The sequence below is a fragment of the Bacillus massiliglaciei genome (genome assembly GCF_900098925.1).
Classification (GTDB): Bacteria; Bacillota; Bacilli; order Bacillales; family DSM-1321; genus Peribacillus; species Peribacillus massiliglaciei.
The window spans coordinates 217,414-239,641 of the sequence record NZ_LT622359.1; the positions used below are offsets into that span (position 1 = coordinate 217,414).

Annotated in this window: 22 protein-coding genes; 17 read left to right on the forward strand and 5 right to left on the reverse strand. The window is 42.9% G+C overall.

Annotated elements, in window-relative coordinates:
• Positions 1-226 precede the first annotated feature (226 nt).
• Both BQ4305_RS21510 and ltrA read left to right on the forward strand, forming a co-directional pair.
• Positions 227-397: a hypothetical protein gene (locus BQ4305_RS21510; RefSeq protein ID WP_199880500.1), complete on the forward strand. Its 171-nt coding sequence runs from the start codon at positions 227-229 to the stop codon at positions 395-397.
• Positions 398-555: 158 nt separating this feature from the next.
• Positions 556-1,815 carry a group II intron reverse transcriptase/maturase gene (gene ltrA / locus BQ4305_RS13015; protein ID WP_110926047.1) on the forward strand — a complete coding sequence of 420 codons (1,260 nt, stop codon included), beginning with the start codon at positions 556-558 and terminating at the stop codon, positions 1,813-1,815.
• Between the two features lie 91 nt (positions 1,816-1,906).
• Here ltrA and BQ4305_RS13020 read toward each other — a convergent pair whose 3' ends face one another.
• Positions 1,907-3,109, reverse strand: coding sequence for a nitrate/nitrite transporter (locus tag BQ4305_RS13020; protein WP_110928192.1), 1,203 nt, complete (start codon positions 3,107-3,109; stop codon positions 1,907-1,909).
• A gap of 322 nt (positions 3,110-3,431) precedes the next feature.
• Here BQ4305_RS13020 and nirB (BQ4305_RS13025) point away from each other — a divergent pair, with 322 nt between their 5' ends.
• From nirB (BQ4305_RS13025) to nirD, 4 genes are all read left to right on the forward strand, one after another.
• Positions 3,432-5,477, forward strand: a complete 2,046-nt coding sequence (gene nirB, locus BQ4305_RS13025; protein ID WP_110928193.1) for a nitrite reductase large subunit NirB — start codon at positions 3,432-3,434, stop codon at positions 5,475-5,477.
• Between the two features lie 3 nt (positions 5,478-5,480).
• Complete coding sequence (gene nasC, locus BQ4305_RS13030) at positions 5,481-7,586, forward strand: assimilatory nitrate reductase catalytic subunit NasC (protein ID WP_234396957.1); 2,106 nt, start codon at positions 5,481-5,483, stop codon at positions 7,584-7,586.
• A gap of 167 nt (positions 7,587-7,753) precedes the next feature.
• Positions 7,754-10,159, forward strand: a complete 2,406-nt coding sequence (nirB, locus tag BQ4305_RS13035) for a nitrite reductase large subunit NirB (protein ID WP_110928194.1) — start codon at positions 7,754-7,756, stop codon at positions 10,157-10,159.
• 89 nt (positions 10,160-10,248) lie between these two features.
• On the forward strand, positions 10,249-10,566 hold the full coding sequence (gene nirD, locus BQ4305_RS13040; RefSeq protein WP_110928797.1) for a nitrite reductase small subunit NirD: 318 nt from the start codon (positions 10,249-10,251) through the stop codon (positions 10,564-10,566).
• 53 nt (positions 10,567-10,619) lie between these two features.
• Here the strand turns inward: nirD and BQ4305_RS13045 are convergent, their stop codons facing one another.
• The gene (locus BQ4305_RS13045) at positions 10,620-11,462 is read right to left on the reverse strand and encodes an aldo/keto reductase (RefSeq protein ID WP_110928195.1); all 843 of its coding nucleotides are present in this window, start codon (positions 11,460-11,462) and stop codon (positions 10,620-10,622) included.
• Positions 11,463-11,522: 60 nt separating this feature from the next.
• Entirely contained in the window at positions 11,523-12,725 is a 1,203-nt protein-coding gene (locus tag BQ4305_RS13050) for an MFS transporter (RefSeq protein WP_110928196.1), read from the reverse strand.
• Between the two features lie 164 nt (positions 12,726-12,889).
• Between BQ4305_RS13050 and BQ4305_RS13055 the strand changes: the two genes are divergently transcribed.
• The 6 genes from BQ4305_RS13055 (at position 12,890) to BQ4305_RS13080 (ending at position 18,146) form a co-directional block, all read left to right on the forward strand.
• A complete protein-coding gene (locus tag BQ4305_RS13055) occupies positions 12,890-13,261 on the forward strand; it encodes a winged helix-turn-helix transcriptional regulator (RefSeq protein WP_110928197.1) in 372 nt (123 codons plus the stop codon).
• Positions 13,262-13,463: 202 nt separating this feature from the next.
• Positions 13,464-14,435 (forward strand): iron-hydroxamate ABC transporter substrate-binding protein, encoded by a 972-nt coding sequence (locus BQ4305_RS13060; RefSeq protein WP_110928198.1) that lies wholly within the window; start codon positions 13,464-13,466, stop codon positions 14,433-14,435.
• 45 nt (positions 14,436-14,480) lie between these two features.
• Positions 14,481-15,461 (forward strand): FecCD family ABC transporter permease, encoded by a 981-nt coding sequence (locus BQ4305_RS13065; protein WP_407640161.1) that lies wholly within the window; start codon positions 14,481-14,483, stop codon positions 15,459-15,461.
• A complete protein-coding gene (locus tag BQ4305_RS13070) occupies positions 15,454-16,476 on the forward strand; it encodes a FecCD family ABC transporter permease (protein WP_110928200.1) in 1,023 nt (340 codons plus the stop codon). The genes BQ4305_RS13065 and BQ4305_RS13070 overlap by 8 nt, the downstream gene beginning before the upstream one ends.
• Positions 16,477-16,488: 12 nt before the next feature.
• Positions 16,489-17,307 carry an ABC transporter ATP-binding protein gene (locus BQ4305_RS13075; RefSeq protein WP_110928201.1) on the forward strand — a complete coding sequence of 273 codons (819 nt, stop codon included), beginning with the start codon at positions 16,489-16,491 and terminating at the stop codon, positions 17,305-17,307.
• 32 nt (positions 17,308-17,339) lie between these two features.
• Positions 17,340-18,146: an alpha/beta hydrolase gene (locus BQ4305_RS13080; RefSeq protein ID WP_407640162.1), complete on the forward strand. Its 807-nt coding sequence runs from the start codon at positions 17,340-17,342 to the stop codon at positions 18,144-18,146.
• 39 nt (positions 18,147-18,185) lie between these two features.
• Here BQ4305_RS13080 and BQ4305_RS13085 read toward each other — a convergent pair whose 3' ends face one another.
• Positions 18,186-18,518, reverse strand: a complete 333-nt coding sequence (locus BQ4305_RS13085) for a heme oxygenase (RefSeq protein WP_110928203.1) — start codon at positions 18,516-18,518, stop codon at positions 18,186-18,188.
• Between the two features lie 122 nt (positions 18,519-18,640).
• Between BQ4305_RS13085 and BQ4305_RS13090 the strand changes: the two genes are divergently transcribed.
• Entirely contained in the window at positions 18,641-19,309 is a 669-nt protein-coding gene (locus BQ4305_RS13090; RefSeq protein WP_110928204.1) for a DUF6688 domain-containing protein, read from the forward strand.
• A 17-nt stretch (positions 19,310-19,326) separates the two neighbouring features.
• Positions 19,327-19,461 (forward strand): DUF6688 domain-containing protein, encoded by a 135-nt coding sequence (locus tag BQ4305_RS22280; RefSeq protein ID WP_407640163.1) that lies wholly within the window; start codon positions 19,327-19,329, stop codon positions 19,459-19,461.
• A gap of 46 nt (positions 19,462-19,507) precedes the next feature.
• On the opposite strand, the gene BQ4305_RS21515 is transcribed toward BQ4305_RS22280, so the two are convergent.
• Entirely contained in the window at positions 19,508-19,666 is a 159-nt protein-coding gene (locus BQ4305_RS21515; protein ID WP_199880681.1) for a hypothetical protein, read from the reverse strand.
• Between the two features lie 521 nt (positions 19,667-20,187).
• Between BQ4305_RS21515 and BQ4305_RS13095 the strand changes: the two genes are divergently transcribed.
• From BQ4305_RS13095 to BQ4305_RS22285, 3 genes are all read left to right on the forward strand, one after another.
• Positions 20,188-20,637, forward strand: coding sequence for a DUF2712 domain-containing protein (locus BQ4305_RS13095; RefSeq protein WP_110928798.1), 450 nt, complete (start codon positions 20,188-20,190; stop codon positions 20,635-20,637).
• A gap of 111 nt (positions 20,638-20,748) precedes the next feature.
• Positions 20,749-21,516 (forward strand): hypothetical protein, encoded by a 768-nt coding sequence (locus BQ4305_RS13100; RefSeq protein WP_110928205.1) that lies wholly within the window; start codon positions 20,749-20,751, stop codon positions 21,514-21,516.
• Positions 21,506-22,222: a WxPxxD family membrane protein gene (locus BQ4305_RS22285; protein ID WP_110928206.1), complete on the forward strand. Its 717-nt coding sequence runs from the start codon at positions 21,506-21,508 to the stop codon at positions 22,220-22,222. The genes BQ4305_RS13100 and BQ4305_RS22285 overlap by 11 nt, the downstream gene beginning before the upstream one ends.
• Positions 22,223-22,228: the final 6 nt, after the last annotated feature.

The following is a 22,228-nucleotide window of genomic DNA, read 5'->3' on the forward strand; positions in this document are numbered from 1 at the left end:
TGTGTGCGCCCGGCATGGGTGCAGTCTATAGGGTGAGAGTCCCGAACCATGAAGGCAGTAGTAATGGTTAGCTTAACGCAAGGGTGTCTGTGGTGACGCAGAATCTGAAGGAAGCGAGCGGCAAACCTCCGGTCTGAGGAACACGAACTTCATATAAGGCTAGGTACCATTGGATGAGTTTGCACAACAAAACGAAGTCCTTACTGCCGAAGGTGGTACAGAGTAAATGAAGCAGATAGATGGAGGGAAAGACTGTACTCTTACCCGGGGAGGTCTGATTGGAACGCCAAGTTCCCTTGGTAACCTATCCAGCGATGGACAGCTGAACAATCAGAAGTCAGCCGAGGTCATAGTACCATTCCAACTCGAGATGGAATGGGAAGGACTGAACTATTAGGAAGAACGAGAACTAGGCATATAATTCCTGTATAGAAGCAGACAATCCGAAAGGACTTACTTGAAGGAGGAAGTGGTGAATTCCACAGGGGACTTCATGAGGGTGGAGCAGGAATAACATAATTAGTTTTCTACGTTCACGTCGAAAGGAAATATCACATGTTAATGGATCTGATTCTGTCACGGGAAAACTTAATAGAAGCACTTAAACGTGTGGAGAAGAACAAAGGGAGTCACGGCATAGATGGAATGTCCGTAAAATCCCTACGAAGACATCTCTATGAGAACTGGGAAACTCTTTGTGATTCATTAAGGGAAGGTACCTATCAACCTAACCCAGTCCGTCGAGTCGAAATCCCGAAACCGAACGGTGGAGTAAGATTACTAGGAATACCTACCGTGACAGACCGGTTCATTCAACAGGCTATCGCCCAAGTTCTAACCCCACTTCTTGACCCAACCTTCTCAGAACATAGTTATGGGTTTAGACCAAATAGAAGAGGTCATGATGCGGTTCGTAAAGCAAGGGAATATATAAGTGAAGGTTATAGATGGGTGATTGACATGGACTTGGAGAAATTCTTTGATAGAGTCAATCATGATAAGTTAATGGGGATATTAGCAAGTAGAATCCAAGACCGGCAGGTCTTGAAACTTATACGGAAATATCTCCAAGCAGGAATTATGATGAATGGTGTAGTCTATGATGCAGAAGAAGGAACACCACAAGGAGGTCCACTGAGCCCCCTTCTTTCGAATATCCTTTTGGATAAACTTGATAAAGAGTTAGAAAGGAGAGGTCACAAGTTTGTCCGCTACGCCGATGATTGTAATATTTACATGAAATCGAAGAAAGCTGGAGAACGAGTGATGAACTCAATTACATGCTTTATTGAGCAGAAATTAAAGCTCAAAGTAAATAGAGAAAAGTCAGCAGTTGATCGCCCGTGGAAACGAAAGTTTCTTGGCTTTAGCTTTACGGTCAATAAGAAACCGAAGGTTCGAATAGCCAATGAAAGTATTAAAAGGCTTAAGGCTAAAATACGGGAGTTAACCTCCCGTTCTAAACAAATTCCTATGGAAGTTAGAATCGAGAAACTAAATCAATATCTAACGGGATGGTGTGGATATTTTGCATTGGCTGATACACCAAGTAAATTTAAAGAATTTGATGAGTGGATTAGACGGAGACTCCGTATGCTTGAATGGAAACAATGGAAGAAACCGAGGACAAGAGTAAGAAAACTCAAAGGTCTAGGTGTCCCTGACCAAAAGGCATATGAATGGGGAAACTCCAGAAAGAAATATTGGAGAATAGCCTGTAGTCCAATCTTACACAAAACCCTCAATAACTTGTATTGGAGTCACCGAGGGTTGAAAAGTTTATATAATCGATATGAATTTCTGCGTCAAACTTAATGGAACCGCCGTATACCGAACGGTACGTACGGTGGTGTGAGAGGTCGGGGGTTAATCACCCCCTCCTACTCGATTTTTTATAAAGATTAGGTTAAGCAACCCCTTCTTTGACAGAAATAGATTTTTTCCAAGAATTACGGGCAATTGTGAGCAGAATAAGTGCTGAAATCCCAATAAAGGCGAAAATGGCAAACCCAGCTGCATAAGTGCCAGTGAGCTGCTTAAGAGTTCCGAGCAGGTTTGGCAGGAAGAAACCCCCGACCCCGCCTGCTGCTCCAACGATCCCGGTCACAACGCCAATTTCTTTTTGGAAACGCTTTGGAACCAGCTGGAAGACAGCTCCGTTACCCATGCCGAGGCTCATCATTCCAATGAACAGTAAGGCGATAACAAGAGGGAGGGAAGGAAGAGTGCTGACTCCGAACATACAGATTGCCAGACTGATATAGAGAAAAGTCAGCAATTTTGCTCCTCCGATTTTATCAGATATGAGCCCGCCAATTGGACGGACAAAGCTGCCTGCAATGACACACAGTGTCACAAAATCTCCAGCCCGCACACTGGTTAAGCCGTATTGATCGACAAAAAATATGCTTAGAAAACTGGTTAAACCTACAAAACCGCCAAATGTCACACTATAGAGAAAACAGAAATACCATGTATCTTTCAATTTAAAGATCGTCAAATAATTCTTGAGAGGCTGCGGTTCAGGCTGTGATGGCGGGTTTTTGGCAATCAGAAGATAAGTGAAGAACACAAGAACCAATGGAATCAGTGCAAATCCCATGACACCGTTCCAGCCGAAATGTTCAGCCAAACGCGGTCCAAATAGGGTAGCCAAAACTGTACCGCTGTTTCCTGCGCCGGCAATCCCCATCGCTACGCCCTGCAAATGCGGAGGATACCAGCGGCTTGCTAAGGGCAGTGCTACGGAGAAGCTTGCTCCTGCTACCCCTAATAGAATGCCAATAAAATAGAGTTCTGTCATTGAATGACCAAATAACCAGCCCCAGAGGAGCGGGATCATGGTAACTGTCATTCCTCCGATCGCTGTTTTGTAAGGCCCAATTCTGTCTGTCAGCACTCCCATAATTAAACGGAACAGAGAACCAGCTAAAGTGGGAATGGCGACAATCAGTCCTTTTTGCGCAGGGGATAAGTCAAAGTCAGCTGTAATGTATACACCGAGCGCGCCAAGCATGACCCAAATCATAAAACTGACATCAAAATACAAGAATGAGGCAATAAGGGAAGGAGCATGCCCTTCCTTTCTTAAACTGGAGAATAATTTCATAAACCATGACTCCTTTTCCTATTAGACTTTTTTGCATTAAAGCAAGTATAGTATTCAAACTATTTTTTCATCTACAAACACGTAAGGTTATCTAACATATTTTTATCGGAATATTCAAAAATTAGTTTGACTTTCTTTTCTGATTTCTTTATCGTGTTAACTAAATTAACGCCAAAGGGGTGTGTGCGGTGAACCGGTGGATCATGCAGCGGTTGAATAGCGCCATTGGAACTAAAATGATTTTGGGAGTAAAAGGATGGATGAAAACATAAGCCTTCTTTTTGAACGTAAATTGTGATTGAAAATGAAGGAGGCGGCATCAATGGGGGAAAGAAAATTAGTTGTGATCGGAAATGGGATGGCCGGGGTTCGCTGTGTAGAAGAAATTCTCAAACTGGCGCCGGATGCTTTTCAAATTACAATCTTTGGAAAGGAACCATATCCAAACTATAATCGCATTTTGCTATCTAAAGTATTGCAGGGGCAGGCGGCTTTGGACGGCATCATCCTGAATAACTGGGCATGGTATGAAAAAAAACAGATTACACTGTATACAGGAGAAGCTGTACAGGAGGTCAATACGGAGGAAAAGTGGGTTCGGACAGAAGAAAGGACAGTATCTTATGATGAATTAATTTTTGCGACAGGTTCTATTCCTTTCATGCTGCCTATACCAGGCGCAAATAAAGAAGGGGTCATGGCTTTTCGGGATATCCGTGACTGCCAAGAGATGATAGATTGCTCCAAAAAATTTAAAAAGGCTGTTGTCATCGGAGGAGGGGTGCTTGGCCTTGAAGCAGCAAGAGGCCTTCTGGATCTGGGAATGGAGGTGGAGGTTGTTCATTTGAGGGGAAATATTATGGAACGTCAACTGGATCAGACAGCGTCAGAAATGCTCCAGAAGGAACTGGAAACACAAGGGATGAACTTCCTTTTGGGGAAATCTTCTGCTGAAATCACTGGAGATGCACGGGTAAGCGGTCTCCTCTTTTCCGATGGGGATTTTACGGAAGCAGATCTAATCATTATGGCAGCTGGAGTCCGGCCGAATATCAGCCTTGCACAGCGAACACCGATTAACACAAACCGGGGGATTCTGGTTGATGATTTTATGAGAACCAATATTCCGCATGTACATGCTGTCGGCGAGTGTGCGGAACATGAGGGCACGGTGTATGGACTGGTTGCGCCGCTCTATGAGCAAGGGAAGATCTTGGCAGCTTCCCTGTGCGGCATGAATCCTGAGGGTTACCATGGGAGTGTTTTGTCGACAAGGTTAAAGGTCTCCGGGGTAGATGTCTTCTCGGCAGGTGAATGGAAGGACCGGAAGGATACACAGTCTATCCTGAAATATGACGGAGTGGAAAATACATATAAAAAAATTGTAGTCCGGGATGGGAAAGTTGCAGGTGCCGTCCTGTTTGGTGATATTCAGGAGGGCCCTGAACTGATGAATATGATCAAAAACGGACAGGCCTATAAGGTGCAGGAAACAGAATCAGACGATGATCATTTTATGGCTGTTATGCCCGGTCATACTATCATCTGTGAATGTAATGGTGTATCCAAAGAGATGATTGTAAAAGCAATTAAAGAAAACAAACTGGAAACGGCTGAGGATATAAGGATTTGTACAAGAGCATCAAGTTCATGCGGCGGCTGCGGTCCTCTTGTCTCCGGCCTGTTGGAATATGTCCGGCAAAACGGAGAGGCGGAAGAATTGGCAGCTGCATCGATATGTGACTGCACTGCTGCGGGTCATGAAGATGTAATTAGAGCGATCCGGGGGGATGGGGAACATACTGCAGAGAAGCTGATGCGGCATCTTAACTGGAAAGACGAGAAGGGCTGTGATATTTGCCGTCCCGCTCTTCAATATTATCTAGGCATTCATGGTCATTCACTTTCCAATTTTCCGGCGGCGAAACTGGGAGCGATCAAAATCAGCTTCACAGCCGATAATCGGAATCACACGATGCTAAACTTGGCCAAATTGGGAATCCATCTTAAACAAACCTTGGAAGCAACGGTCCTGCCGGCAAATGTAACCCTTGCAATTGCATCCAATCCTGGGGAACAGGACTTTGTCGGCAGGGAGGATGCGGGACTGATGGGGGCACCGTCCGGCTGGGAGCTGGTTATCAAGGATACACGCCTGTTTTCAGGTCTTTTGGAAGATGAGGCAGTGTCCATGATGGCCGGGTTATTGAAGTATTATAGAAAAACGGCTTATTATGCTGAGGAACTGGCCATTTGGATGAATAGAATGGGGATCATTCAAGTTCGTGAGGAAATATTTAAATGTAAATTCCATGATTCAATAAATAAAAAAGAACCACGGTTAGAAGCGATTATGGGGCAGGTGTAAAGAATGGGAAAGGTGATGGACGGAACCCGAAGCAAGGTGATGGAGACGCAGTGTCCATTTTGCAGTGTCCAGTGTAAGATGCAAATCATTGAACAGGTCCGTGCAGGAGAGAGGGAATTCTCTGTGATGCCGAGGAAGAATCAGGCATCTGAAGGACGTTTGTGTATAAAAGGAATGAATGCCTATCAGCATGCCTTGAATGGAGAAAGGCTGACAGAGCCGCTTATCAAAAAGGATGGCATATTTCATCCGGTTTCATGGAAAGAAGCTTTTGCATATATCGCAGAAAAGTTCAGTCTGCTGCAAAAGCAATTTGGCAAGGATACAGTCGGTGTATATGGGGGAGGTTCTCTGACAAATGAAACCTCTTATCTATTAGGGAAGTTTGCGCGTATAGGACTTGGGACAAAATATGTGGACTATAACGGCCGTTTTTGTATGTCAGCTGCAGCTGCTGCAGGGAATGGGGCATTCGGCATCGACCGCGGATTAACGAATCCAATGTCAGAAATCAGAAAGTCAGAATGTCTGATCCTTGCCGGCACCAATATTGCTGAGTGTCAGCCGACATTGATGCCATATTTTATGGATGCTAAGAAAAACGGCGCATTTATTATCGTAATCGATCCCCGCCGGACAGCAACGGCAGAGATGGCTGATCTTCACTTGAAGATAAAGCCGGGAAAGGATGCAGCTTTGGCTAATGCGCTGCTGAAAGTGCTGATTGAAGAAGGATATACAAACGAACTGTTTTTAGAGAAACGGACAGTAGGTTTTGAGAAAGTCAGGGATTATGTACTGGCCCAGGATCTGGCTGATCTTTCGAAACTGACAGGAGTTACTGCCGCTGATATTCAAAAGGCAGCACGGGCATTTGGAAAAGCCGCTTCAGGGATGGTGATGACAGCCAGAGGAGTCGAGCAGCAAACGGATGGCTATAAGGCAGTCCGCAATTTTATTAATCTCTTATTAGTGACAGGGAAAATCGGAAAGCCGGGAAGCGGATACGGAGCAATTACGGGACAGGCGAATGGACAAGGGGGCAGGGAGCATGGACAGAAAGCAGATCAGCTTCCTGGATACCGTTCGATTGAAAATCCGTCAGACCGCAATTATGTGGCAGAGGTATGGGGAGTTCACCCGGACGAAATACCGGGAAAAGGGGTTTCGGCATATGAGATGATGGAGTTGGTCCATACACGGGACATCAGGGCGCTTTTTTTGATGGGATCCAATCCAATCGTTTCTAATCCCAATGCTGATTTTGTAGAAGTAGGAATACAGAAGCTTGATTTCTTAGTGGTTGCCGATATGCTGATGTCAGAAACCGCTGAGCTCGCCGATGTTGTGCTTCCGATCGCATCTTACCTCGAAAATGATGGGACATTAACTAATCTGGAAGGGCGGGTTTTGCTCAGAGAAGCGGCTCTCCCGGCGCCTGGAAATGTCAAAAAAGACTGGGAAGTTATGGCGGAACTGGCGTCAGAGCTTGGCAAAGAAAGCTATTTCTCTTATAAGAACGCGGAACAGATTTTCGAAGAGCTCCGGCTGGCGAGCCGCGGAGGGAAAGCGGATTACTATGGTATTACGTATGATAGGCTGAGGAAAGAAGAGGGGATCTATTGGCCGTGTCCTTTTCCCGAAAAAGCTGGTGAAGAGAGGCTTTTCGAATCCAGATTTGCTCATCCTGACGGCAAAGCCCGGCTGATGGCGGTTGAGAATAAACTGCCTAAGGAACAGGTGAATGCCGAGTTCCCTTTAGTCCTGACAACAGGAAGAGTGCTCGGCCATTATTTAACGGGCGTTCAAACAAGAAGAAGCTATTCACTCGCTGCCCGTCAAATCGAATCTTTTATGGAGATCCATCCAAATACGGCAAAAAGGCTGAATATAAAGGACGATCAGCTGGTTGAAATAAAGTCGAAAAGGGGCAGAATTATTGTGCGCACCAAATGGAGCGAAAAAATCAGGGAAGATACCGTATTTGTTCCGATGCACTGGAGCGGGGTTCAAAATGTGAATAGATTAATTGGCAAGCAGCTCGATCCAACCTGTAAAATGCCCGGATTTAAAGTATGTGCGGTATCGGTCAAGCCTGTCATTTTGTGAGAGCCTCTGAATCTTTGTCGGACCCCTGATCCAGTTATCGGGGGTCTTTTCAGCATGATGGGAATTAAATTATGTTAGATTATATGACAAGGGTGTGGAAGTAATTGGGCTAGGATTTTATAATGGCTGTATAATCCTTTCCAGAAAATATGAATGGGGGACATCACATGGCAAAGCAAAAATTAGTGCTCATTGGCAACGGTATGGCAGGAGTCCGATGTATCGAGGAAATCTTGAAAATTCGCCCGGACCATTTCGAAGTGACTATTTTCGGAAGCGAACCGCACCCTAATTACAATCGAATACAGTTATCTAACGTATTGCAGGGGGATACATCAATCGATGATATTACAATAAATGATTGGAAATGGTACAGTGATCATCGTATTACTTTGTATTCAAATGAAACGGCTGTGAAAATAGATTCACTAAAAAAGGTCATTTATTCAGATAAAAATCGAGAAGTGCCTTACGATCAAGTGATAGTGGCAACCGGTTCATTGCCGTTTATTCTTCCTGTACCGGGAGCAGATAAAAAGGGTGTCACCGGTTTCAGAAATATAGAAGACTGTCAAAAAATGATTGAATATTCAAATAAATATAAGAAAGCTGCCGTGATTGGAGGAGGTCTGCTTGGTCTGGAAGCGGCAAGAGGCCTGCTGAATCTGGGCATGGAGGTAGATGTTATCCACCTTTCTGATTATTTGATGAATCGCCAAATGGATCCGACCGCCGGAAAAATGCTGCAAAAGGAACTGGAAGCACAAGGCATGAATTTCCTTTTAGAAAAACAAACAGAGGAAATCTTTGGCGAGGAGGATGTGGAGGGAGTCCGTTTTACGGATGGCACAGAAATTAAAGCGGATTTAGTTGTTATGGCAGCCGGGATTAAGCCTAATGTAGAACTGGCTATTTCAAGCGGCATCCCTGTTAACCGCGGGATCCTGGTGAATGATTATATGGAGACAAAAGTGCCGGACATCTATGCGGTGGGCGAATGTGCAGAACATCGGGAAACAATGTATGGTTTGGTGGCTCCTTTGTATGAGCAGGGGAAAGTGCTGGCAGGTAGAATTTGCGGAGTTGAGGGAAAAGGCTATGAGGGCTCCGTGCTTTCAACCAAATTAAAGGTTTCCGGTGTAGATGTCTTTTCTGCTGGTGAAATTTTTGAAGATGCACAGGCTAAGTCTATTAAGGAATATAACGAGTGGACGGGGACGTACAAGAAAATTCTAATTCGAGACGGAGTGATTTCAGGAGCGGTTCTGTTCGGTGATACAAAAGAAAGTACAAAGCTGGTAAGCATGATCCATAAAGGGACAAAAGCAGAAGAATATTTCCGTACGGACCAGTCGGCTGAAAGCGGCTTAAGTCTTGTTGCAGAGATGCCGGCTGAAGAAATTATCTGCGGCTGTAACGGTGTGACGAAGGGGGATATCGTGCAGGCAATAGAAAGTCAGCAGCTCTGCAGTTTAGAAGAAGTGAAGGGCTGCACAAATGCATCAAGGTCCTGCGGCGGCTGTAAAGCCTTAGTAGGAGATCTCCTTGAACTGACTCTGGGAGATGAATTCAATAAAGCCAATCAGAAGGAAGCTATTTGCGGCTGTACACCGCTGTCCAGGGATGAAGTGGTGGCAGCCATCCGTGAGAAGAACCTGACACATACGAGAGAAGTCATGAATGTCCTTGGCTGGAATTCAGAAAATGGATGTTCGAAGTGCAGGCCTGCCCTCAATTATTATCTCGGAATGGTGAATCCTCTTGATTATGTGGATGAAAAAGAATCGAAGTTTGTCAATGAACGGCTTCATGCCAATATTCAAAAAGACGGCACGTTTTCTGTCGTACCGAGGATGTATGGCGGAGTTACCAATTCAGAACAATTAAGGAAAATAGCCGATGTGGCAGATAAATATAATGTAAAACTTCTAAAGGTAACAGGAGGCCAGCGGATTGATATGTTTGGTGTTGAAAAAGAGGATCTTCCTAAAGTATGGGCAGATCTTGATATGCCGTCCGGTTATGCGTACGGAAAAACGCTGAGAACGGTAAAGACTTGTGTAGGCGAGAACTTCTGCCGTTTCGGCACACAGGATTCCATCGGCCTTGGAATTGCCTTGGAGAAAAAATTTGAACGCATCGGGACCCCGCATAAGTTTAAGATGGCCGTGTCAGCCTGTCCGCGGAATTGTGCTGAATCCGGAATCAAGGATCTCGGTGTTGTCGGTGTAGACGGAGCTTGGGAAATCTATGTCGGCGGGAATGGCGGTACCCACTTGAGGGCTGCTGAATTATTGTGCAAAGTGAAAACAAGTGAGGAAGTCATTGAAATGACAGGGGCTTACTTCCAGTATTATCGAGAAACGGCAAATTACTTAGAAAGAACTTCTTTCTGGGTAGAGAGATTGGGGCTTGATGCGATCAAAGAAGTGATCGGCAATAAGGAAAATAGGGATGCACTCAACCGGCGCCTAAATGATGCGCTGTCTGTAGCCCAGGAGCCTTGGAAAGAAGTCATCGAGAATAAATCGACACAAGAAGAACTTTATAAAAAGGTAAAAGTGCTCGTATAACACGCGGCGGGTGAAGTGAGCAGAAATACAATGGTTAGGATAATAGCAAATCAATGAAGATTGGAAAACAACAGAATGGAGGAATCCAAATGGACAGCACTCTTCAAAAGGTGAAGGTCGGGGACGCAAGAGACATGCCAAGGAATTTAGGGAAGACCGTTAAAATAGGTTCCCTTGAAATTGCACTTTTTCATTTAGTGAATGGGGAATTCAGAGCCATTGAAAATCGCTGTCCTCATAAAGGCGGTGTGCTTGTTGAAGGCATTGTCAGCGGAGAATATGTGTTTTGTCCGATGCATGATTGGAAAATCAGTGTGATGGACGGGCAGGTACAAAAGCCTGATAACGGCTGTGTAAAGACCTTTCCTGTCGAAGTAGAAGGAAACGATATTTATATTCTCCTATAAACAGAAAGGAGGATCGGGTAATGTACCCCGGTCCTCCTTTTTCTTTCTTTCGTTTAAAAATCAAAGTTATCTGGATCTGGACCGACACGATGATTTTGGTTCAGTGCTTCAATTTTCTGCATTTCTTCAGCAGAAAGTTCGAAATCAAAGACATCAGCATTTTCAACAATTCGGTGTTCTTTTGTTGATTTAGGAATCGTTACGACACCATTCTGAAGGTCCCAGCGGATGATGACCTGAGCAACGGATTTCTGATAAGCCTTGGCAATTTCCTGCAGTTCAGGATGATCCAGTAATTCACCTTGCATTAATGGAGACCAAGCCTCCATTTGAATTCCTTGCTCTTTGCAGTATGCTTGCACTTCCTTCTGAGTCAGACGCGGATGATATTCCACTTGGTTAATCATCGGTTTGATTTCTGCCTCTTTCATTAAGTCTTCCAGATGGTGCACCTGGAAGTTGCTGACGCCAATAGCCCGTACTTTGCCTTCTTTATAAAGAGTTTCCAATGCACACCAAGCGTCTTTATACTTTCCTTCCACTGGCCAGTGAATAAGGTACAAGTCCAGATAATCCAGACCAAGCTTCTGCAAGCTTGTTTCATAGGCAGCGAGAGTGGATTCATAACCTAAATCTGAGTTCCAAACCTTGGATGTGACGAATAGGTCCTCCCGAGTAATCGCGGCTTCCTTTATGCCTTCCCGAATGGCTTGTCCAACGCCCTCTTCATTTCCGTAAATGGCCGCTGTATCAATGCTGCGGTATCCATGTTTAATTGCAAACTTCACAGCGTTGACTAATTCTGGTCCTTCCTCGACTTTGAAAACTCCTAAACCCAGACGGGGCATGTTTACTCCGTTGTGCAAGGCTGTTGTATCCTGTAAGTGATTGTTCATTTATAAAACCCCCATTTTATGATGATTGCTTGAAAGTAAAAAGTGAATCTCTGGTTCCTTTTATTCGTTTCCCACCTCCTTTAAATGATCCTTTTTTTCAAGAGCCCGGCTCCAAGCGGTTAAGGCTACAGCAAGTACTACCATGATTCCGCCAACCCAAGGGGTGTGGACAAGACCGATTGTATCTGTGACGACGCCTCCTAAGTAGGAGCCAAGCGCAATCCCGGCATTAAAGGCTGCGATGTTAAGGGCAGATGCCACATCAACGGCGGATGGAACGAAACGCTGGGCCAGCATGACCACATATACCTGCAGACCGGGTACGTTCATGAAAGCCATTAAGCCCATCAAGGTGATCGTAATTAAACCGGCGATTTTGAATGGTGCTGTGAACATTAAGATGAACAAAATGATTGCCTGTAAAATGAACATATAAAAAAGCGCTTTGATTGGATTATGATTGGACAGCTTTCCGCCAATCATGTTCCCGACTGCAATGGCAATTCCATAAACAAGCAAGATGATTGCTACTGTTTCTTTTGCAAAGCCAGTGATCTCCTGCAAAATCGGAGACAAATAAGTAAAGACTACAAATGTTCCGCCATAGCCTAATGCTGTAATAATTAAGACCAGCAGCAGGCGTCCATTGGTGATCAATTTCATTTGATCGCTGAAGGATGTTTTGGTTCCTTTCCGTAAGTCAGACGGAATCAGGGTGCTGGTTGCAATCAAAGCAATAACTCCGGCGAAGACAATAATAACAAATGCCATTCTCCATCCGAATTGCTGACCGATGAACGTACCGAATGGAACACCTGTAACAGTTGCAACTGTCAGTCCTGTGAACATAATCGAAATAGCACTGGCGCTGCGGTTTTTCGGCACTAAGTCTACAGCAATTGTTGAGCCGATGGACATAAAAATACCGTGTGAGAAAGCCGAAATGACTCGCGCTGTAAGCAATACCCCGATGCTTGTTGCGCTTGCGGCAATACTGTTGCCGACTATGAAAACAAGCATGATAAAAATTAATAGCGTTTTCCGCGGTATATTTGAAGTAATCGATGTCAGAATTGGAGCTCCGACTGTTACTCCTAAAGCATATAATGAAACCGTCAAACCGGCTGTGGTGACGGGGATTTGCAGATCATCGGAAATTAAGGGCAATAATCCTACACTGATAAATTCTGTTGTGCCGATGGCAAATGCACTCATAGCCAGAGCCAGCAGTGCAAGTGTGCTTCTCTTTTTATCAAGAGCCATGGTTTTCCCTCCAAATTATTTAATTGAACTTGTCTCAAAACAAGCAGCAGCAAAAAATTCTGCAAGCAAATGTTATTATCAGGTATACTAGAGATAAAGAAAAGTACGTACTTTAAAGTACTATAGGTACTTTTTAGTTCCTGTAGCGAGAGGAGACAGAAAAAATGAAACAAAAGAAATACAATATATCAGTAGAAGCGACATTGGAGGTCATCGGAGGAAAATGGAAGTGTGTTATTCTCTGTCATTTGACCCATGGTAAAAAAAGGACGAGCGAATTAAAACGGCTTATGCCCCACATTACCCAGAAAATGCTGACCCAGCAATTAAGAGAGCTGGAGACAGATGGGGTAATTAACAGAATCGTGCATAATCAGGTTCCTCCTAAAGTGGAATATGAGCTTAGTGAATATGGACGCAGCCTGGAAGACATTTTAAATGCCTTATGTCTTTGGGGAGAGAAACATATCAGCAGAAAGTTTGAGAACACGTTTGATGTTTTAGAAGAAGGAATTTTAAACGAACACCTCAGATAACGGACAGGCTTCTTCCTGAAGTGAATAGAATCTAAAGACCTCTGAACCTCTGATGTTTAGAGGTTTTTTATATAGAACAAGCAGATCTTTTTTTAGATTTCTGAAAATTCCCCTTGTAATTTTGCCCAAGACGCTTATAATTTATAAATGATAATGATTATCATTCTTATTGGTTTGTAAATAGATAAGGGAGGAAATGAGTATGAAGAAACAAGTATGGCTATTAGGGATGGCGGCAGTAATGAGTTTAGGACTTGCTGCCTGCAACAGTTCGGAAGAATCCAGCGCTCAGAAAGAAACACAGACAGAACAAAAGGATACATCAGCAGAAAAGGAAACGCAGACGATTACGTATTTAAATCAAGAATATAAAATTCCGAAGCAAGTGGATACATTGGCTGCAGCAAGCCTTGAGTCGATGGAAGACGCAGCGCTTCTTGGTGTCAAGCCTGAAGGAGCTATTACGATTGCAGGGAAGCTTCCTGAGTATTTGGCAAAGGATTTAGAAGGGGCGCAATCAATTGGAGAAAAGACTCAGCCTAATTATGAAACTCTGCTTTCTATGAAGCCGGATGTGATTTTAGGTTCATCCAAGTTTCAGCCGGAGGTAGCGGAAAAGCTGAATAAGGTAGCAACGATGATTCCTGTTTCCCATATCGCTACGAACTGGGAAGATAACCTTCTTTTGATGGGAGAAATTACTGGAACAAAAGAAAAGGCGGAAAGTATTTTAACGCAATACAAGGAAGATACGGAGAAGGCTAAAGAAGCAATCGGGGATTCAGTCAAGGACAAAAAAGCTGTTGTGGTCAGAGTGAGAGCAGGAAACCTCTTCATCTATCCGGTTGATGTCTATTTCAATCCTGTTCTTTATCAAGATTTAGGGATGGCAGTTCCGGAAGAAATAAAAGCGGCAAAAGCACAGGAAACGATTTCTTTAGAAAAGTTTGCAGCCATGAATCCCGATTATGTCTTTTTACAGTTTGATAAAAGCGAAAACAGTCAGCAGCCAAAAGCACTGGAAGAGCTTGAAGGAAATGCAATTTGGAAAAGCACTCAAGCTGTAAAAGATGGTCATGTATTTGTTAATAGCGTCGATCCACTTGCCCAAGGCGGAACAGCTTGGAGTAAACAGGCGTTCTTGAAGGCTGTCCAGGAAAACCTGGCCAAATAAATTGGACAGACCTTTGCGGTGAAAAAGTTATATTCTGTTCCGGCCATCTTATCTATCTTATCTCCTGCTGTGATCGTCCTGCTTATCATCGCTTCCGTTCTTTATAACGGTGATGGGCTGGACATAAAAATACTGTTTGAAGCAATTTTTTACTATGATGAGACGAATGTGAAACATGCTATTATCATGACTTCCCGCCTGCCGAGGGTAATCGCCGCACTGGCAGTCGGTGCTTTCTTGGCCATATCAGGAGCAGTCATGCAGGGGATGACAAGAAATTATCTTGCGTCCCCTTCCATCATGGGAGTGACAGACGGATCGGTTTTCATCATTACGGTGTGCCTGGTGTTTCTGCCTCAGCTGTCCTCTTTGCAAATGATTGTTTTCTCTATGGCGGGATCTTTGTTGGGGGCTGGGATTGTTTTCGGTTTTGGTTCAATAATGAGAAATGGCTTGTCGCCCGTTCGTCTGGCGATTATCGGTACGGTGATCGGGACCTTTTTGAGCAGTCTGTCGGCGGCCGTTGCTTCTTACTTTCAAGTTTCACAAGATGTGAGTTTCTGGTACAATGCGAAGCTTCATCAGACTGATCCAGAGATGTTAAAATGGGCGATTCCTTTTGGGATCATTGGAATCTTAATAGCCTTAAGTATTTCAAAGTCTATTACCCTTCTTTCTTTAGGGGAGGAAGTGTCTGTCAGTTTGGGGCAGCGTACCAGACTGGTCAAAGCGCTGGGCATTCTCTCCGTAGTCTGTCTGACAGGAACGGCAGTGGCACTTGTGGGGAAAATAGGATTCGTCGGATTGGTGATTCCTCATATTGCCCGTTTTTTAACGGGCGTGGATTATAAGCGGATCATCCCGTATTCAGGTTTAATCGGCGGGGTTTTCCTTGCTTTATGTGATTTGCTGAGCCGTATGGTGAATGCGCCGTTTGAGACACCGGTTGGAGTTATCACGGCGATTGTAGGGGTTCCTTTCTTTCTTTACCTGATTCGGACGAGAGGGGGAAGGAATCATGCCTAAAGGAGATGCAAAACGTTTTATCCAGGCTGCGGTGATCTTAGTTGCCGGAATTCTGACGATGACCTATATCAGTTTGACGAATGGGATTTTCGATATGACGGTTTCAGAGGTCCTCCGCACTCTTTTTCGTGTAAATCCTATGGCGGACTATGATTTAGTTATCTTTGATTTCAGGCTTCCGCGATTGGTGATTGCCTGTCTGGTAGGTCTGGGTCTCGGCATTGCCGGAGCGGTGATTCAGGGCGTAACGAGAAATGGCCTGGCCGATCCCGGAATTCTTGGCATTAATGCAGGCGCGGGTGCCGCGATTGTGCTCTTTATGTTTTTCTTTCAAGGGCAAATCACTGGAACAGGCTGGCTGTCGATTATGATGATGCCTCTGTTCGGTTTAGCAGGCGGGCTGCTTGCAGCACTCCTCATCTTCGTTTTTTCGTGGAAAAATGGTTCATTGGATACGGAGAGGCTTTTGCTGACAGGTATTGCGCTTGGCTCAGGATTCGGTGCTCTGGCCCTGTATCTTTCTTTGAAAATGAAGGCGGCCGACTTTGAAATGGCAACGGTCTGGATTTCTGGAAGTATTTATAATGCCAACTGGAAGTACATTATAGCCATGCTTCCCTGGATTTTAGTCTTAGTTCCGATTATTTATCGGAAAGCGTATATGCTTGATTTGTTCCAGCTGGAAGAAGCAAGCATGAAAAGTATCGGTGTGAAGGTTGGAAAAGAAAAATCGATCCTTCTATTAAGCAGCATCGGTCTGGTAAGTGCCTGTGTGTCTGTATCCGGCAGCATTGGGTTTGTCGGGCTGATGGCGCCCCACATCGCCAGAAGGCTCGTCGGCATCAAGCATAGGTACATGATTCCGATTTGCGGACTGATTGGTGTGCTGTTGGTCGTCTTATCCGACTTCATTGCAAAAACGGTTTTTGCTCCAGCAGAATTGCCGGCCGGGATTGTGATTTCATTGATTGGGGTCCCGTATTTCCTTTATCTATTGATCAAAACGAGAGCGTAGGAGGGAAGAGATTTGTCTATTTTGAGAATGGAAGAGCTGGAAACAAGCTATGAGCGGCATAAGGTATTCGAAGGGCTGAATCTCGAAATAAAACCAGGACTTGTCACGACCGTCATTGGCCCGAATGGATGCGGCAAATCAACTCTGCTGAAAACGATTAGCCGCATCATTAAACAAAGGCAAGGAAAGGTATTCTTGCAAGGAGAAGATTTATCGAAGATTCCAACCAGAGAGGTTGCAAAGAAAATGGCTCTGCTCACTCAAAACCCTTCTGCTCCTGCTGAATTGACGGTGGAAGATCTCATTTCCTATGGAAGATACCCGCATCGTAAAAATGGGGGCAGACTGACTTCGGAAGACCGGGAAGCGATAGAAGCTGCCATGGAGATGACACAGACTCTTTCGTTCAGGGACCGCCCTTTGGGGAATTTATCAGGCGGACAGCGTCAAAAAGTTTGGCTTGCCATGGCTCTTGCTCAAGAGACGGATATCTTATTGCTGGATGAACCGACTACGTATCTGGATATGGCCCATCAGCTGGATGTCCTGAAAATTGTGGAGGAGCTGAATATCCGGAAGAAATGCACGATTGTTATGGTACTCCACGATTTGAATCATGCAGCGCGGTTTTCCCATGAGATGGTCGCAATGAAAGAGGGAAAAATCATAGCCAGGGGTACACCTAAAGAAATCATGACAAAGAACGTATTACGATCTGTTTTTCAGATTGAGGCAAGATTGATAGACGATCAGGGAGTTCCGGTCTGTATAGGATATGAAAGTGTTTTGTCTGATACAGCCTGTGAAGCAGAATTTGCGGAGGCCCGCTAAAGGGAGGAAATGCAGTGCAGGGAAGCGAAACGATGATTTTTGAATCAGAACAAAAGCGAAGGTACGAGATACAGGTGCACTATCCGGATGTTCCGGCACCGAGTACCGGATATCCTGTTATTTATGTGCTGGATGGGAATGCGTGGTCCCATACTTTATATGAAGCAGTCCGGCTCCAGTCCAGAAGAGCGGAAAAAACAGGGGTGAATCCTGCGGTTATTGTGGGGATTGGCTACCCGGAGACAATGGATTTTCATCCGCGTCGCGTATTTGACTTTACTCCTCCGGGGCAAAAACTTGAACTGCCGCTGCGGCCCAATGGCCGGCCATGGCCGGAAGCTGGAGGGGCAAAAGAATTCATGGCTTTCTTGGAACACAGGATAAAACCCGCAATAGAAGAGAAATATGCTGTTGATCCAGAGAAGCAAACTCTCTTTGGACACTCTTTGGGCGGTCTTTTTGTTTTATATGCTTTCTTTACAAATCATCAGATGTTTCGTTCCTACATGGCCTGCAGTCCGTCCATTTGGTGGAATAATCAGGATATAATCAAGGCTGAAAAAGTGTTTGCTTCTTCTAAAGCCAAAGCCCGTATGAAGGCCTGCGCTCCCCTTTTTCTGACAGTGGGTTCGCTGGAAAAGGACCATATGGTCAAAGATGCGCGGGAATTGGCAGCACGTTTGACAGGGTATGGCTGCAGGACAGATTTTATAGAAGCGCTGGGAGAGAATCATATGTCGGTTGTCCCTGCAGTGATCAGCCGGGCGCTTCGATTTATAAATGGGTTCTATGAGAAAGAGGACAATGCTATATCCAAGAGGAAGCAGGCTGCTGAATAGGTTTCGGCAGCCTGTTCCTGTCCCGCTGTTTTGGCGTGGTTATTGGGAAATTTCTTTGATGGAGGCCATTTCATACGTGACAAGTTCGCTGCCAATAATCGGCGATTCTTTTTTTGCGTCGTCTGATCCGGCTGCAGGGCGTTTATGGGCTTGCTTAAAGGCATCGCTGTTTTTCCACGATTCAAAGCTGTCCATATTGTCCCAATACATATTAACATTCAGCTCATCATGGTCCTCCAGGTTCTGGGTCAGCCACACTTCGACTTTTTTGATCCCGGGTGTTGTGTCCAGCGGGCCGGGCGAAGTGAATCGAGGGGCCATTTTCGCTGCCATCCCTTTTCTTACTTTGATCTTATTCGTTACAATGACCATGGTATCACTCCTTTTATTTTGTATTATAAAGGAAAACCTTTTGTTGATTCCAGGAACAGTTCCCTAAAAATGATATAGTCAAGGAAGGGACATATACTAGTAAATGAAAGCGGGGAAGGGACATGGGAGGTCTGCTTTTTCTATTTGGTGCTGTTTTATTATTGATGGTTCCTGTGTATACAGGCATCAGCATGGTTCGGGCTTTCTTTTGGAAAAAACGAATGAGAGCAGGAGAGACGTTCGACATCCTTTGCCTGATAGGGATCTGCCTCATTTTCGGCATGGGATTTTATAGCGACACGTTAGGTGTAAAAGGCGGTGAACCGCTGCATATCTATGAAGCGACGGGTGCATTCGCAGATGGGTATTCCCCATTCGCTGCGGAGGGGCTCTTCTCCGTGATCTTTCTGTTAATAGCAGGCATTATTTCTTATATAATTCTTTTTTCTTATAGTGATAAACTGTCACCGGTTTTATATGTCATTCTCAGTCTTATATTGGTAATGAACGGGGTTCAGGCAGTTCTTTTCCTGACTCATACAGGGATTAATCATTATGGGGATGGATTGTTTACCGGATTCACCGTGATCTTTTTTCAGATCGGATTTATTTCCCTGCTATTCTTATATATGACGTTATTAAAGGAATCCATGGACAAATTCAGCAAGCGTCAGCAGGAGCTGGGAGAACCATCCGGCCGCGGGATTCTGGCCTTTTTTTACCGTCTCTCTCTTGGCTATCAAAAAATGCCGAGGCTGTTGGGGGGGTCTTTTTCCCAGTTCTCATACTGATTCAGCTGGTCCTCGTTCTGTTTGGGCAAAGACCAGATAGCTTTATCTGGGTTTTTCTTGATACGAACAGTTACAATTATTCTCATGTCCCTTGCCACCTTTGGATTTCTTCGTATTTACGATGGATAGGATCCCTAACTCGCTTTTCTTAGCATCCGATCAAAGGTGGATCGGCTTACCCCAAACCCCATTAATTTTTCATTGATGACTTTTAGGAGTGTTCCAATCTTGGCATTGGCTACACCTGAAATCTTTTTTATGTTCGGCTAGGAACATTTCAATCGTGTTGTTAAATTCCTTTATGCTGCTAAACTTGCTGTACTCTTTAAAATTTTCTATTCTGCCTGCGACTAACATGGCCTTTCCTCCTTAGAGGACAATAAAAAAGACACTGATCCCAAAAAGATTAAGGGAAACAGCGCCTTTTTTATTGTGTCTAAATAGAAAGAAACAATATTTTTTCCTTGAAACTGAAAGCAATATACACTAAAATAAGTGATATAAATTTATTAGTAACAAAGAACTTTGACAAGTGTTTTCCCTAGGGCTATTAGGGGGAACGGTTTAAGGGTGTACCACCACCACTTAGACACGTTGGAGTTCTTTTTTTCGTCCGTATTTTATTGTGGTTAATAATCCAACAATTGCTACCAAAAAACAAGTAAATTTGATAGTTTATGAGTCTTTACGCTATAACCTTCATAGAATCCTTGTATTCAGAAAAACTCGCAAGTGTGTCAAAGGAATAAATAGTATAGTCCAAGTAGGTCTTTTATGCTGGTACATAGTTAAAAAGGGAAATTTATGGTATAATTTCCACTGAACTGTAAGAGGAGATAGAATTTTTTTATGATAAATTTGGAGGAGTTAACTTGAAAATGGGAATAAAGTCCACAAAATTTGTTAAGATTGGTTTAGTTTTGTCAATTGCGAGTTTCTGGTACACTTCAGCTAATAAAGTTTTTGCAGCTAACGAAAATCATGGTTACAGCTTTGAAATCCAACAGTTTCATTATAATAACTATTCAGGCGAGAGATATCGTCAAACATCTTCTGTTGAAAACGAATGGAAAGTTAGATTAGATACTTCTGGAGAGGGAAATGGTACCATAACAACATTTTGGCTTGGGGATAAAGATTCTAGTGCTCTCTACAATTATGCACAAGGCTCTATAACAAAAAATGTATATGCCGGTGCAAAAAATGCTACATATACAGAAGCCTACTCTAGATCAAATCAATCTAATGTTGCTTTAGGAGCAGAAAATAATAATTATTCATCAAATACTTACTGGGTTAGTGGTGTTTGGGATGAAGAAACTTGGTAATAAGATAATATCTTATGTATGTGTTTTAATATAATCTAAAAAAATAAAAATCTACCTCTTACAGTCATGTTTAGTAAATTTTATAAGTCAAATAGAATATGAGGAACATTAATGAAAAGTCACATATACCGAATACTACAAAGTAAAAAGAGTTTTTTTATATTATTTATTATTACAATGATTCCACTTATTGATACTGCACAAATCTATATAACCGAAAAACAATATGGTGTAAATTATCATCCAGCTTTTGCTTTCTTTTTAGGCGGTATGACTAGAGGACATGCAATACAAATTCTTCTATTATGGTTTTTACCAATTTTCCTCCTAATCTTATTTGCCGATGATGGTATTCAAGATTCAGAAACAGGGTATCGCAAAATCTTAATTAGTAAAATAGGGAAAAAAAGATATTTAATTGAAAAAATGACAACAGGTTTTATAGTATCATTTATCACTATATTTATATCTCTATGTATTAATTTTGCAGTTGTAAATATATTGTTTAATGGCGGCACATACAATAATGGCCTCAGTGAAATAGATATACCTCAAAATCTTCTTTATACACAAAGTATGTCTAACCCATTTGTAACAGACTTTATTTACATTTTTATTGCTTCTTTTATATCTGGCTTATGTGGAATTTTGTGTGCAAGTGTATGTTTTTTCTTTAGAGAAAAAAAATATGCATATACTGCTGCCTTTTTTACATGGTTTCTTTTAGTTCTTAGAAAGAATTCGTTAATGTTTATCTTTCAACCTTTTACAGAATATGATTATGACGTAGTATTGCCGATCTTAGGTCTTGCAATTCTCATTTTTATTACGGTTCCTTTTATTCTATTTATTTATGAGGTTAAATATAATGAAGAATAAGCGTATATTATCACTTTTGGTTTTGATCATTTTTTTTATTGTAGTATGGTACCTACAAGGTATACCTTTAATTTGGTCTCCATCAATAAAATCACTACTTTTGATGAATTCTAGTGCTAGTGGCTATAATTCTATTATTGCATATGCGTTATTCTACCCACTTCCTTTTTTGTTTTTTTTAAATCATTTCTTTCTACCGAATAACATAAATCTGATTACTAAACATAAAAAAAGAGATACAGCTTTTTTTATTATTACACTGCAAATAATAACTGCTTCAGCAATTTTTTCACTAATTCATTTCATGGTAAATATTATACTCACATTTCTACATTATGGCTGGAGCATTGTACATGAAACAAACTTTTTACTTATTTGTTTTATAAATATATTCTCTATTCTTTTATTCTATTCATTCCTAGGATTATTTAATCGATTCATCAAAGATATAGTTAGGCAGTATGGCCTAGCCATTTTTTTGAGCTTTATTATTATCGGAGCTTATTTTTTTCTAGATAAATTGTACATACCAGGAAATTATTGGTCGTTTTTCAAAGAACTAGGGGTAATAAGTTATTACTATTATGAACATTGGACTTTAAGGGATATTACTTATTCCTTTTTAAAGTTATTTTCCCTTGTAATTGCTATGCAATTAATCGGCTCTTATTGCTTTTCAAGGAAGGATATTTTCTATAATGAATAGGCACTA

Excerpts from the sequence above, each read along its gene's own strand:
- BQ4305_RS21510 (WP_199880500.1), top strand. The coding sequence starts at position 227 with ATGAAGCAGATAGATGGAGGGAAAGACTGTACTCTTACCCGGGGAGGT.
- ltrA (WP_110926047.1), top strand. The coding sequence starts at position 556 with ATGTTAATGGATCTGATTCTGTCACGGGAAAACTTAATAGAAGCACTT.
- BQ4305_RS13020 (WP_110928192.1), bottom strand. The coding sequence starts at position 3,109 with ATGAAATTATTCTCCAGTTTAAGAAAGGAAGGGCATGCTCCTTCCCTT.
- nirB (WP_110928193.1), top strand. The coding sequence starts at position 3,432 with ATGGGGGAAAGAAAATTAGTTGTGATCGGAAATGGGATGGCCGGGGTT.
- nasC (WP_234396957.1), top strand. The coding sequence starts at position 5,481 with ATGGGAAAGGTGATGGACGGAACCCGAAGCAAGGTGATGGAGACGCAG.
- nirB (WP_110928194.1), top strand. The coding sequence starts at position 7,754 with ATGGCAAAGCAAAAATTAGTGCTCATTGGCAACGGTATGGCAGGAGTC.
- nirD (WP_110928797.1), top strand. The coding sequence starts at position 10,249 with ATGGACAGCACTCTTCAAAAGGTGAAGGTCGGGGACGCAAGAGACATG.
- BQ4305_RS13045 (WP_110928195.1), bottom strand. The coding sequence starts at position 11,462 with ATGAACAATCACTTACAGGATACAACAGCCTTGCACAACGGAGTAAAC.
- BQ4305_RS13050 (WP_110928196.1), bottom strand. The coding sequence starts at position 12,725 with ATGGCTCTTGATAAAAAGAGAAGCACACTTGCACTGCTGGCTCTGGCT.
- BQ4305_RS13055 (WP_110928197.1), top strand. The coding sequence starts at position 12,890 with ATGAAACAAAAGAAATACAATATATCAGTAGAAGCGACATTGGAGGTC.
- BQ4305_RS13060 (WP_110928198.1), top strand. The coding sequence starts at position 13,464 with ATGAAGAAACAAGTATGGCTATTAGGGATGGCGGCAGTAATGAGTTTA.
- BQ4305_RS13070 (WP_110928200.1), top strand. The coding sequence starts at position 15,454 with ATGCCTAAAGGAGATGCAAAACGTTTTATCCAGGCTGCGGTGATCTTA.
- BQ4305_RS13080 (WP_407640162.1), top strand. The coding sequence starts at position 17,340 with ATGATTTTTGAATCAGAACAAAAGCGAAGGTACGAGATACAGGTGCAC.
- BQ4305_RS13085 (WP_110928203.1), bottom strand. The coding sequence starts at position 18,518 with ATGGTCATTGTAACGAATAAGATCAAAGTAAGAAAAGGGATGGCAGCG.
- BQ4305_RS13090 (WP_110928204.1), top strand. The coding sequence starts at position 18,641 with ATGGGAGGTCTGCTTTTTCTATTTGGTGCTGTTTTATTATTGATGGTT.
- BQ4305_RS21515 (WP_199880681.1), bottom strand. The coding sequence starts at position 19,666 with ATGTTAGTCGCAGGCAGAATAGAAAATTTTAAAGAGTACAGCAAGTTT.
- BQ4305_RS13095 (WP_110928798.1), top strand. The coding sequence starts at position 20,188 with ATGGGAATAAAGTCCACAAAATTTGTTAAGATTGGTTTAGTTTTGTCA.
- BQ4305_RS13100 (WP_110928205.1), top strand. The coding sequence starts at position 20,749 with ATGAAAAGTCACATATACCGAATACTACAAAGTAAAAAGAGTTTTTTT.
- BQ4305_RS22285 (WP_110928206.1), top strand. The coding sequence starts at position 21,506 with ATGAAGAATAAGCGTATATTATCACTTTTGGTTTTGATCATTTTTTTT.